The organism is Nocardia sp. NPDC058633, assembly GCF_042717045.1.
In the GTDB taxonomy this organism is placed as follows: Bacteria; Actinomycetota; Actinomycetes; order Mycobacteriales; family Mycobacteriaceae; genus Nocardia.
Window position 1 is genome coordinate 82,526 of the sequence record NZ_JBHXRA010000021.1, and the last position, 11,799, is coordinate 94,324.

9 protein-coding genes are annotated in these 11,799 nt (G+C 69.3%); 6 read left to right on the top strand and 3 right to left on the bottom strand.

Features of this window, described 5'->3' with window-relative positions; all coding sequences use genetic code 11:
* Positions 1-45 precede the first annotated feature (45 nt).
* Both scpA and ACFWUR_RS25395 read right to left on the bottom strand, forming a co-directional pair.
* Positions 46-2,310 (bottom strand): methylmalonyl-CoA mutase, encoded by a 2,265-nt coding sequence (gene scpA / locus ACFWUR_RS25390; protein ID WP_378910112.1) that lies wholly within the window; start codon positions 2,308-2,310, stop codon positions 46-48.
* Positions 2,310-4,181: a methylmalonyl-CoA mutase family protein gene (locus ACFWUR_RS25395; protein WP_378910113.1), complete on the bottom strand. Its 1,872-nt coding sequence runs from the start codon at positions 4,179-4,181 to the stop codon at positions 2,310-2,312. The genes scpA and ACFWUR_RS25395 overlap by 1 nt, the downstream gene beginning before the upstream one ends.
* A gap of 173 nt (positions 4,182-4,354) precedes the next feature.
* Between ACFWUR_RS25395 and ACFWUR_RS25400 the strand changes: the two genes are divergently transcribed.
* From ACFWUR_RS25400 to ACFWUR_RS25425, 6 genes are all read left to right on the top strand, one after another.
* The gene (locus ACFWUR_RS25400; RefSeq protein WP_378910115.1) at positions 4,355-5,029 is read left to right on the top strand and encodes a TVP38/TMEM64 family protein; all 675 of its coding nucleotides are present in this window, start codon (positions 4,355-4,357) and stop codon (positions 5,027-5,029) included.
* A gap of 388 nt (positions 5,030-5,417) precedes the next feature.
* The gene (locus ACFWUR_RS25405; protein WP_378910116.1) at positions 5,418-6,836 is read left to right on the top strand and encodes a condensation domain-containing protein; all 1,419 of its coding nucleotides are present in this window, start codon (positions 5,418-5,420) and stop codon (positions 6,834-6,836) included.
* Positions 6,837-6,838: 2 nt separating this feature from the next.
* Complete coding sequence (locus tag ACFWUR_RS25410; RefSeq protein ID WP_378910118.1) at positions 6,839-8,095, top strand: glycosyltransferase; 1,257 nt, start codon at positions 6,839-6,841, stop codon at positions 8,093-8,095.
* Positions 8,092-9,045, top strand: a complete 954-nt coding sequence (locus ACFWUR_RS25415; protein WP_378910119.1) for an ATP-binding cassette domain-containing protein — start codon at positions 8,092-8,094, stop codon at positions 9,043-9,045. The genes ACFWUR_RS25410 and ACFWUR_RS25415 overlap by 4 nt, the downstream gene beginning before the upstream one ends.
* Positions 9,042-9,890, top strand: a complete 849-nt coding sequence (locus tag ACFWUR_RS25420) for an ABC transporter permease (protein WP_378910121.1) — start codon at positions 9,042-9,044, stop codon at positions 9,888-9,890. The genes ACFWUR_RS25415 and ACFWUR_RS25420 overlap by 4 nt, the downstream gene beginning before the upstream one ends.
* Before the next feature lie 75 nt (positions 9,891-9,965).
* Positions 9,966-11,342 (top strand): hypothetical protein, encoded by a 1,377-nt coding sequence (locus ACFWUR_RS25425; RefSeq protein ID WP_378910123.1) that lies wholly within the window; start codon positions 9,966-9,968, stop codon positions 11,340-11,342.
* Between the two features lie 4 nt (positions 11,343-11,346).
* On the opposite strand, the gene ACFWUR_RS25430 is transcribed toward ACFWUR_RS25425, so the two are convergent.
* On the bottom strand, positions 11,347-11,745 hold the full coding sequence (locus ACFWUR_RS25430; protein WP_378910125.1) for a DUF779 domain-containing protein: 399 nt from the start codon (positions 11,743-11,745) through the stop codon (positions 11,347-11,349).
* Between the last annotated feature and the right edge of the window lie 54 nt (positions 11,746-11,799).

Consider the following 11,799-nt stretch of genomic DNA (forward strand, 5'->3'; position numbering starts at 1 on the left):
CGCCCTCAGTGGCTACGCCGGTTACCGCCTCCGGGCGCTGACCGCTCATGCCTGTGCGCCGCCGCCGATCTCGTGCCCGAGTGCGGCGCCCAGCTTCTTCAGCAGGTCGATGGCCGCGTCGGCGATGACGGTGCCGGGCGGGAAGATCGCCGCCGCACCGGCCTCGTAGAGCTCGTCGAAGTCACCGGGCGGGATCACGCCGCCGACGATGACCATGATGTCGGGACGACCGACCTCGGCCAGCGCCTGCCGCAAGGCGGGCACCAGGGTGAGGTGACCGGCGGCCAGCGAGGACACGCCGACGATGTGCACGTCGTTGTCGGCCGCCTGGCGAGCCACCTCTTCGGGCGTCTGGAACAGCGGACCCACGTCGACGTCCATGCCGAGGTCGGCGAACGCGGTCGCGATCACCTTCTGGCCGCGGTCGTGACCGTCCTGGCCCATCTTGGCGACCAGGATGCGGGGACGGCGCCCCTCGGCCTCGCCGAACTCCTCGACCAGCGCGATGGCGGCGCCGATGTTGGAGGCCTTGCCTGCTTCGTCACGGTACACACCGGACAGGGTACGGATTTCGGCCTGATGACGGCCGTACACCTTCTCCAGCGCGTCGGAGATCTCACCGACGGTGGCCTTGGCGCGCGCGGCGTCGATGGCGAGCGCGAGCAGGTTGTTCTCCATGCCGCCCTCGGAAGACGCTGCCGCACGGGTCAATTCGGCCAGCGCCCGCTCCACAGCGGCCGAATCCCGTTCGGCGCGAAGCCCTCGCAGCTTCTCGATCTGCTCGGCACGCACCCGCGAGTTCTCCACCTTGAGAACCTCGACCGCGTGGTCCTCTTCCACCTGGTACTTGTTGACACCGATCACCGGCTGCTGCCCGGTGTCGATGCGCGCCTGGGTCCGCGCGGCGGCCTCTTCGATGCGCAGCTTCGGAATGCCCTCCGAAATCGCCTGTGCCATCCCGCCGTGCGCTTCGACCTCGGCGATGTGGGCGCGCGCCCGCTCGGCGAGCTGGTGGGTGAGCCACTCGACGTAGTACGAGCCGCCCCACGGGTCGATCGGGCGGGTGGTGTTGGATTCCTGCTGGATGAGCAACTGGGTGTTGCGGGCGATGCGGGCGGAGAAGTCCGTCGGCAGGGCCAGCGCCTCGTCGAGTGCGTTGGTGTGCAGCGACTGGGTGTGACCCTGGGTCGCGGCCATCGCCTCGATGCAGGTGCGCGCCACATTGTTGTAGGCGTCCTGCGCGGTCAGCGACCAGCCCGAGGTCTGCGAATGTGTGCGCAGCGACAGCGATTTCGCGCTCTGGGGTTCGAACTTCGACACCAGCTCGCTCCACAGCAGACGCCCGGCGCGCAGCTTGGCGACCTCCATGAAGAAGTTCATGCCGATGGCCCAGAAGAACGACAGGCGCGGCGCGAACTTGTCGACATCCATGCCGGCGGCGATACCGGCGCGGATGTACTCCACCCCGTCGGCGAGGGTGTAGGCCAGCTCCAGATCGGCTGTCGCACCGGCCTCTTGGATGTGGTAACCCGAGATGGAGATCGAGTTGAACTTCGGCATCTTCGCGCTGGTGAAGGCGAAGATGTCGGAGATGATCCGCATCGAGGGCTTGGGCGGGTAGATGTAGGTGTTGCGGACCATGAACTCTTTCAGAATGTCGTTCTGAATGGTTCCGGCCAGCTGGTCGGGCGTCACGCCCTGTTCTTCGGCGGCGACGACATAGAGCGCCAGGATCGGCAGCACCGCACCGTTCATGGTCATCGACACCGACACCTGATCCAGCGGGATCTGGTCGAAGAGCTGACGCATGTCCAGGATGGAGTCGATCGCGACACCGGCCATGCCGACGTCACCCTGGACGCGGGGGTGGTCGGAGTCGTAGCCGCGGTGGGTGGCGAGGTCGAAGGCGACCGAGAGCCCCTTCTGGCCCGCTTGCAGATTGCGGCGGTAGAAGGCGTTGGAGTCCGCGGCGGTGGAGAAGCCCGCGTACTGGCGGATCGTCCACGGCTGGTTCACGTACATGGTCGGGTACGGCCCACGAAGGAACGGCGCGACGCCGGGCACGGTGTCGAGGGGATAGCCCTGCGCGACAACCGCATCCCGATCGGCCTTGGTGAACACCGGCGCCACGTCGATGCCCTCCGGGGTCGACCAGACCAGCTGCTCGGGAGTCGTGTGGTTGGCCGTCGCGGCATCGGCCACGAACGCGCTCACCTGCTCGGCGTCGACGTCGGCCGCCGCGGGCGCGTGCTCGGTGAGCGGCACCTCGGCGAAGCTGCCGATGCGGTGCTCGATATCGGATGTGGTCATCAGGCTCCCACCTTCTCCAGCAGCTGCGACAGCACCGCGACCGCGTCGATGCGCAGGGCCAGGTACCCGTCGGGACGCTGCGTCCCGCTGTATTGCGCCACCGACTTCTCCGGTCCGGCCAGCAGTACGGTCTCGATTCCGGCGGCGCGCAGGGCGTCGGTCGCGGCGCCGGCCTGTTCGCCGTAGCGCTTGTCCGCACCGCACAGGACCGCGATGCGCGCACCGGATTCCACCGCGGCGGTAGCGATCGCGTCGACGGTGAGCGGACCGGGGTTGACGGACTCGATGCCGCCCGACGCCAGCACGTTCGCGGTGAAGATGGTGCGCGCGTTGTGTTCGGCGACCGGGCCCAGCGGCACGATCAGCGCCTTGGGGCGCGCGCCGTTGGCAGCCAGGTAGGCGTCGGAACGGTTGCGCAGCGCTTCGAAGGCGGCGCCGTAGCGCGCGTTCGGGCCCGGTTCCCGTGCCTGCTCCGACAGCGGGGGCTCGGCGAGGTTCGGGAACTCGTTGACGCCGGTCACCGCGGTCCGGCGATGGGCGACATCGGCGGCGCGGGTGGCGGCGGTCTCGGCGATCCGGGCCGCGAGCACCCCGGCGTCGAGCGCGGCGACGTAGCCGCCCGCCGTCTCGAGCTCCTGCATGAACTCCCATGCCTTGGCGGCGAGTTCGTCGGTCAAACTGTCGACATACCAGGAGCCGGCGGCCGGGTCCTGGACGTGCCCGAGGCGAGATTCCTCGAGCAGCAGCAGTTGGGTGTTGCGCGCCAGGCGCTGGGAGAACGTCGTCGACACACCGAGTTCGCCCGCGGGCAGGGCCGCGTCGAAGGGCAGCACGGTCACCGAATCGGCGCCGCCGACGCCCGCGCCGAACGCGGCGAGCGTGGTACGCAACAGGTTCACCCAGGGGTCACGCTGGGTCATCATGGCGGCGGAGGTGACAGCGTGTTGCGGAGCGGCACCGAAAGCGGGAGCACCGCAGACCTGCGCCACTCGGGCCCACAGGCGCCGGGCCGCGCGGAACTTCGCGATGGTGGCGAATTGGTCGTCGGTGGCCGCGAAGCGGAACTCGACCTGGCCGAACGCGTCGGCGATGTCGACCCCGGCACCGGTCAGCAGGCGCAGATAGGCCAGACCGGCGGCGACGGCGGCGCCCACTTCCTGTGCGTCGGCGGCACCCGCGTTGTGGAAGGCGATGCCGTCCACCGTGATCGCGCGCACGGTCTCGGGTCGGGCGATCGCGCGCACGGCCAGTGCGACGGCCGCGGCCTGGTCGAGGTCTTCGGCACCGGTGAAAGCGCTGGTCAGCGGGGCGGCGCCGAGACCGACCCGGATCTGCGCGCGATCGTCGATCGAGTACCCGTCGAGCACCTCGAACACCCGCTCGGCGGCGGTACCGGCAGCCGCGCCGGCGACCAACGTCAGCGGAGCCAGCTCGAACAGCAGCCCGCGCAGTGCGATCGCGATGTCGTCGACGGCAACGCCGTAGGGGCCCGCACCGAGCGCGACGGCGCTCACCCCGTTCTCGAGACCGGTCAGGATCACCCGGTTGGTGGCCTCGGCGTCGTCCTCACCGGCGAACGCACCGACGAACCAGCCGCGCTGCGGGTCGCGCGTGGCATCGCCACCGCGGACATAGGGGAAGGCGCCGGGCAGCGGCTGTTCCGGCAGCTCGTCACGGCGGGTGTAGAGCGGGGCGATCGTGAGCCCGTCATAGGTGGTCTCGTCGAGCAGATGTTCCGGTTCGGCAGGGAGCTCGGAAGCATCGACCCGCCGCGCTTTCGCCAGCACACCCGCCACGCCCTTGCGCCAGGCGGCGTACTCGGGCACCGGATCCGGTGCGAGCCCCGCCCCGGACTCTGAACCATTCGGCATAGCTGCTGTTCTCTCTTCCATTCGACGACCGCACCCCGGTGTGCTGTCGATCCGTGAAATCCCACAAGCGGGCCCACAGCGAACCAGGATGTGTCCGGTTCCCTCATGATGCTATCTGTGACAGGGTGTCCGCCCACTCGGGCCATCCCCTACCGGCCGGTACGCTGACCCGGGTGTCCCGCATGATCCGTTCCCCGCGCCTGCTCATCGCCATGGCCGGGCTCGCCGCGCTGTTCGTGGTGGCGATGATGGTTCCGTTGCCGGGCCCGCAGCAGATTCGCGAGTGGGCCGGTGGTGCCGGGCCGCTGCTGCCACTGGTGTTCTTCCTCTTCTATGCGGTGGTCGCCGTGGCACCCGTCCCGCGCACCGTGCTCACCGTCAGCAGCGGCGTGCTGTTCGGTCCGATCCTCGGTTCGGTCCTCGCCATGGCGGCCACCGCGGTGAGCGCGACCGTGGCCCTGCTCGGAGTTCGTGCACTCGGCCGCGACCGGGTCGCCGAACACCTCACGCACCCGGCGGTGCGGGCGGTCGATGACCGGCTGGCCCGCCGCGGTTGGCTCGCGGTGGCCGCCCTGCGCTTGATCCCGCTGGCGCCCTTCTCGATCGTCAACTACTGCTGCGGACTGTCGTCGGTGCGGGTCGCCCCGTATCTCGTCGCCACGGTGGCCGGTTCGGCCCCCGGCACGATCTCGACCGTGGTGCTGGCCGGGTCCCTGGCGGGCGACAGCCACCCGATCGCGATCACCGTGTCGGCGCTCTGTGTGTCGATCGGGCTGATCGGCCTGATCGTCGACCTCCGACTACCGGTCGAGGCGACAGTTCCCGAGTCGGAGCTCCTCACCCGCTGACCGGCGGCGCGCCTCCCCCGAGTCGGCGACAGCTACTACGGGTTCCGCACACGGCCACCGCAGGCCGAGGCGCCGGGCCTGTCGGGTCCCGTCCTGTACGGCACGGTCCCGGCCGGGTCCTGTTCGCTGATCTGAATCAAAACCCCTCTACTCCAAAGCCACCTGGTTTAGGTTGTGATCCAGAACAAATCTGAAAGTGATCTTCTTCACACCTGCCAGTTGTGAAGAAGTAATATTTCAGAAAACTCTCAGAGTTATAGACTCGGGATAGCCCAGGGTTCGCCAGCTACGTCCGGTGCGGGATCCAGAGCAACACCCGGTGACGCGCCCGCGATCACCGAATCCCCTTCGCGCCGTTTTCGGCTTGCACTCCCATGAGGTACCCGCCATGGAATACACCCACCTCTCCGAATTCCGGATCCGCTGCGGCGACCTGGTGATCTGGACTCCCGAACTCACCTCCCCCGACGCCTGGCGCGACGACGAACGCCCCCTCGCCAGCGTCCACGAGCAGTACCTCGGCTTCCTCGATCCCGACGACGCCCGTCCCGGTCGCGGCCGTTGGATCGGCACGATCTTCGAGATGGACGCCCCCCTCGACGCCACCGCGTGGGCCACGACCCTGCGGCTGTGGCACGACCGGCACGAAGGCTTCCGCACCACCGTTGCCCCCACCGGCGACGGCGGCTACCACCGCGTGACCGCCGCCCCCGGGACCGTGCGCGTCACCGGCGCCGCGGTCACCGATCTGACCGACGGCGACGAGATCAACGAGTATCTCTGCGACGCACTGGAGTTGCGCCTGTCGGCACTGACGTGGCCGCATCTGCTGGTGGCCACGATCGCCCACGACACCGACGATTTCACCGTCCTGGTCGGCGCCGATCACTCGGTGCTCGACGCCTATTCCCAGGCCGTGCTCATTCTCGAGCTGCGCACCCTCTACACCGCTGTCACCACCGGCGGCGAGATCCGCGACTCGGCCACCTTCGGCAGCCCCGCCGACTACGCCGTCATCGAACGCGCGGCCGCCGAGGAACTGGCCCCCGACTCCCCCGCCGTCGCCGTCTGGCGCGAATTCCTCGGAGCGCCGGGCTCTCCCATGCCCCGCTTCGCCGCGGATCAGGTCGCCGTGCTCGACGGCGAGCACGCCCAGCCCAGCGTCTCGCGCACCCTGCTCGGCATCGAGCAGCTCGAGGAAGTCGAGGCGGCGCTGGATCGGATGAAGCACCGCCTCTCGGTGACCGTGTTCGCCGCGTTGGCGATGGCCTCCCGCGAAACCTTCGGCGACAACCGGTTCCGCACGGTCATGCCGATCGCGACCCGGCCCGACCTCAGCTGGCTCGAGTCGATGGGCTGGTTCGTCAATGTCGTCCCGGTCGACGTCACCCTGCCGCCGGGTGCGGACATGACCGTGGCGTTGACCGAAACCCGGGCCGCACTCAAGCGTGCCCATCTGTGTAACGACGCCTCCTGGGGTCGTTCGCTGGCGATGGTCGGTGCGGTAGAGGGCCCCACCTACGGCGCGTCCTTCCTCGACATCCGAATGCTGCCGGACTACGAACTGGTCGCCGACCTGCGCGGACGCACATTGCGGGCGGTGTCGTACTCCACCGAGGAGGTGTACTTCTGGGTCGTGCGCGGCCCAGACGGCCTCTATGTCTCCACCCGCCATCCCGCGGGCCTGCCCGGTGAGGTCATGGAGCGCTTCCTCACCGAGTTCGCCAGGGCGATGTACTCGGTGACCATGACGGCGGACGCGACCGTACCGGTCACCGACACCGCGGCAGCACTGAGCGCGGGCTGAGCATGCGTGCACTGCTGGCCTTCACCGGGAGCCGGGGCGACGCTCAACCCGGCATCCTCCTGGCCCGCGAGCTGCTGGCTCGCGGCCACTCGGTGACGCTCGCGCTCTCGCCCAATCTCGTCGACTTCGCCACCTCGCACGGCATCGCCGCTGTCGGTTTCGGCCGCGACAGTGCCGAACTGCTGCGCACCCAGCACGACGACCATCGTTTCCGCAGCCCGAATCCGCGTCAGCGGATGCGTGCGGTGCTGGATCTCCAGCGGCGCGGGGTGACCGAAGCGGTGCGTGACCTCCTGGTTCTCGCACCCGGTCACGATGTCGTCGTCACCGGGATGGCGGGCGAGGAAGCGGCCGAGAAGGCCGCCCGGCGGGTCGGATTGCCGTTGGCCGCAGTGCACTTCTTTCCGATCCACCCGAATCGGTCGGTGCCGGTGGTGCCCACCGCGTGGGGCGCGCGGATTCCCAAGGCCCTCAATCGGCGGATCTGGTCGAGCCTTCGCTGGGCCCGTGATGCCGCGCTGGAACAGCCACTGTCGGAATTCGGGATCGTCGAACACCCACTGCCCGCCCGGGTGTCGATTCAGGCCTACGACATCGACCTGTTTCCCGGGCTGGCCGCCGAACTGCCGGATCGGCATCCGGTGACCGGGTTCGCCGTCGACGGCGACGGGTTCCTCAGCACCCCGGCCGATCCCGCGCTGGCCTCGTGGCTCGACGCCGGTTCGGCGCCGATCTATGTGGGCTTCGGCTCGATGGCGGTCGATGATCCGGCCGCGCTGGTGGCGATGCTGCGCACGGTCTGCGCCCGCCGCGGTCGCAGGCTGCTGCTGGCCGCCGGGTGGGCGGGCATCGAGCCACTCCTCTCGCCCGAGATGGCGATCGTCGATCAGGTCGACCACGCGTCGGTGTTCCCGCGGTGTGTCGCCGCGGTGCACCACGGTGGCGCGGGGACCACTGCCGCGGCGCTGAGAGCCGGTGTTCCCCAAGTGATCTGCGCGGTCCAGGCCGATCAGCCCTACTGGGGCCGCGCACTGGCCGAGCTCGGGGTGGCAGGCACCGCGCGCGCCGCCGACCTCGACGAGAACAAGCTCACCGCGCTGCTGGACCTGGTCGCCGACCCGAATGTGGTGGCCCGTGCCGGTGCCTATGCCGCCCGGTTCGCCGACAGGGGCGTCGCCGCTGCCGTCGACGAGGTGGAATGCCTTGTCCCCCTGTCGTTCCCGAGTCCTGTTTCCAGCCATGCCGGGAGGCCGCAGTGAGCACCGAGATCGCCGTCCGTACCAGCGGGCTCGGCAAGTCCTACGGCGATTTCACCGCCGTCGGCAGCGTCGACCTCAGTATCACGGCCGGATCGGTGTTCGCCATGCTCGGCCCCAACGGCGCGGGCAAGACCACCACCGTGCGCATGCTCGCGACACTGCTGCGACCGGACCGGGGCAGCGCCGAGGTGTTCGGCTACGACGTCGTGCGCGAAGCGACCGCGGTGCGCTCGATGATCGGGCTCACCGGTCAATACGCCTCCGTCGACGAAACCCTCACCGCCGGTGAGAATCTGCGCCTGTTCGGTCGCCTGCTCGGCCTCTCGCGCCGCGAAGCCGCTGCCCGGGCCGATGAACTCCTCGCGGAATTCGAACTGACAGCCGTTTCCCGCCGCAGCGTCAGCGCCTTCTCCGGAGGCATGCGACGACGCCTCGATCTGGCCGCCACGCTGATCACGGTGCCCCCGCTGATCTTCCTCGACGAGCCGACCACCGGCCTCGATCCGCATACCCGCGACCGCATGTGGGGCATCGTGCGTGGCCTGGTCGAGCGCGGCGCCACCGTGCTGCTCACCACCCAGTACCTGGAGGAAGCCGACGCGCTCGCCGACCGGATCGCGGTCATCGACCGTGGCACGCTCGTCGCCGACGGCACCCCCGCCGAGCTCAAGTCCTCCATCGGCGAGCAAGTGCTGCGCCTGGACATCCCCGACACCGCCCACCTGCGCCGGGCCGAGGCACTGATCCAGGAGATCACCGGCGACGTGCCGGAAGGCTCGTCGACGGGGACGTTGACGGTCACGTTGCACGATGTCACCCGCGGCGCCGAGATCGTCGCCGCCTGTCACGACGAGGGCGTCACGCTGCGCGGCTTCGCTGTGGACCGACCCGACCTCAACGAGGTGTTCCTGTCGCTGACCGGACACACCCGCACCACGGACGCGGCATGAGCACCCTTCGCGAAAGTTCGAGTACCGCCATGACACTCACCACCGAGAAACCGGCACACGTGGTGCGCGCCCCCCGCGTGACCCGGGTCAGTCCGCTCGCGGCCCTGCGGCATTCGTTGATGATGGCCTGGCGCGGACTGCTCACGTTCCGGCACAGCCCGCAACTGCTCTACGACGCCATCCTGCTCCCGATCGTCGGCCCGGTGCTGTTCGGCAGCATCTTCGGTACTGCCATCGCGGGCAGCATGACGGCCTATCTGCCGATCATGATCCCCGGCGTGCTGGTCCAGATCGTGCTCACCTCCTCGGTCGCCACCGGCGTGCAACTGTCCGAGGACATCCATTCCGGTGTCTTCGACCGCTTCGTCGCCATGCCCATCGCCCGCTCCGCACCGGTTGCCGGGGCGTTGCTAGCTGGGGCGGTGCGCTACCTGATCGCCGCGACCACCGTGGTGATCGTCGGGTTCTGCATGGGCTACCGACCCGAGCACACCGCCGGTTTCCTGGCCGGTGCGGTCCTGGTCGTGTTCGCCACCACCGCCATCAGCTGGCTGTTCGCCTTCATCGGTGCCACCATCGCGCGCCCCGCCGCCGTACAGGGCATGTCCATGCTGGTGCTCACCTTCCTCGGGTTCGCCTCCAACGCCCTGGTGCCCGAGGAGGCCATGCCCACCTGGATGCGGCACGTCTCCGACCTGAATCCGGTGTCCTACCTGGTCTCCGCGGTACGCACCCTCGCAGGGGAGGGCACCGTCGGCGCGGATGCCTGGTGGTCGCTGGTCGCCTCGGTGGTCGTGGTGGCCGTGTTCGCGCCGCTGACCGTGCGCACTCTCCGTTCCCGATAGGCGTACCCGCGCCTTCGTTTCCGGCCCTGCGCAGCTGGGCAACCTGCCGCGTCGCCGCCCGTTAGGAGTCCTTCGATGACTGTCATCTCCCCCGCCGTCGCGGCGACCACCGAACTCAACCGGATCACCGCCGACGACGACCTGTTCTTCAAACTGCACAGCCTCTACCCGAACGCCCTGGTCAACCAGCTGGCCTACCGTTTCGACACCGCGCTGAGCCGGGACCTGCTCGCGGACTGGCACGCGCATCTGGCGACGGGATTCATCGCGCGGCGGGTCCGCACCACCCGGTTCCCGATCGCCCGCGCGCACTGGGAGCCCGCCACCGAGTCTTTGCCGCTGCGCTGGTCGGACACACCGGTCGCCGAGGACCGGATCCTCGACTGGTTCCTCGAACAGGCCGCCGTCGAATTCGACCCCGAGCGCGGACTGGTCTGGCAACTCGCGGGCGCGCCGATCGAGTCCGGCGGCACCGTGGTCACGCTGGTCGCCTCACACGTCGCCTGCGACGGCGGCGCCATGATGCACGCGATCGTCGACTCCCTCGATCGGCTCAACCGCGGGCAGAGCCCCGACCGTGGGGCGAGCGCGGGCAGGCTCGTCGGCCCGGTGGCCGGCCCGGGCCGTGTGGCCGCCGATCTCGCCGATGCCCGCGGCCAACTCGGCGCCGTCGTGCGCGGTGTGCGTGCGGCACGCCGATCCCGCGGTGTCAGTGAACCGGCCCGCAATCCGCGTCCGGCCGCACCGCGGTTGCCGCATGCCGAGACCTGGCAGGCCGCGGAGTCCATTGTCCAGCTCGATCTCGCCGAATGGGACGCCGTCGCGGCCGCGCACGGCGGAACCACCAACGGCTTGCTGATCGGCGTCGCTGTCGGACTGCTGGGCCGTAGTGGGCGCATCGCCGACGGCGCCGAGGTCCGCGTCGACATTCCGCACTCGATGCGCGAGGCCGACGACCCGCGCGCCAACGCCACCACCGGGCTGCCGATCAGCGTCGGCTACCGCGCGGGCGAACGCGCCGATCTGCCCGCGGTCCGCGCCGCCCTCAAGGCCGCTGGTCTCGCCTACCGCGATCCCGCGACCATCCCACCGATCCAGCACCTGCAACCGGTGCAGATGCTGTTGCCCAAGGTGGTGCTGCACAAGTTCGCCCGCACCGCCAAGGCACCGGAGTGCTTGTGCACCAATATGGGTCGCACCGCGCAGAACATCGCGGTCCTCGGCGCGCACCGCGCCCGCGACGTGATCATGCGCCCGGTGGTCAATCCCGGCCCGGTCGAGTTGTTCCGTCAGGTAGAGGTCGGCGTCAACCTCGCCTTCTCCTGCGATGACGACACCGTGACCCTCGTGGTCACCGGTGGCGACCCCGACCGATTCCCCACCCGTGCGGCTCTGCGCGACCTACTGGCCGCCGAGTTCGCCGACTGGGGTCTGACTCCACGGTTCTGGTGACGGACTAGGACGCTTCCTCGACGAACCCGGCAGCTTCGTCGATTTTGTCGATACGCAGCGCGAACCGGAACCCGCACGCCGCCTCCAGCGAAGCCGACCCTCGCTGCGGGCGGTTGCGCACCTCGATCCGCACGTCGATGTCGTCGAGCCCGACATGAAACCGATCCGCCATCCACAACTGCGTGTGCCATGCCGACTGCCCGGCCAGTACATCGCCCGGGCCGGGACGGAACTCGCTGCGCCGCACGCAGATCGGCGTGTACCCGTCGGCATCGGGTGCGAGATACAACACCACCGGGCCGTGCATTTCGAGTAGCAGCCGCAGCACGCGCAGGGCATCGTCGCTGGCCTCGACCGCGCGGTGGCGATGATCTACCTTGCGGCCGTGGGGATGTCGAACCATAGTGCACTCCTCGCAGATTCTCGACGGTTGATCATGCTCGCTGGCCACTATGGT

What these genes read in the sequence shown, in the direction of transcription:
- ACFWUR_RS25420 (WP_378910121.1), top strand. Translation starts at nt 9,042, where the DNA reads ATGAGCACCCTTCGCGAAAGTTCGAGTACCGCCATGACACTCACCACC.
- ACFWUR_RS25430 (WP_378910125.1), bottom strand. Translation starts at nt 11,745, where the DNA reads ATGGTTCGACATCCCCACGGCCGCAAGGTAGATCATCGCCACCGCGCG.
- ACFWUR_RS25405 (WP_378910116.1), top strand. Translation starts at nt 5,418, where the DNA reads ATGGAATACACCCACCTCTCCGAATTCCGGATCCGCTGCGGCGACCTG.
- ACFWUR_RS25425 (WP_378910123.1), top strand. Translation starts at nt 9,966, where the DNA reads ATGACTGTCATCTCCCCCGCCGTCGCGGCGACCACCGAACTCAACCGG.
- scpA (WP_378910112.1), bottom strand. Translation starts at nt 2,310, where the DNA reads ATGACCACATCCGATATCGAGCACCGCATCGGCAGCTTCGCCGAGGTG.
- ACFWUR_RS25395 (WP_378910113.1), bottom strand. Translation starts at nt 4,181, where the DNA reads ATGCCGAATGGTTCAGAGTCCGGGGCGGGGCTCGCACCGGATCCGGTG.
- ACFWUR_RS25410 (WP_378910118.1), top strand. Translation starts at nt 6,839, where the DNA reads ATGCGTGCACTGCTGGCCTTCACCGGGAGCCGGGGCGACGCTCAACCC.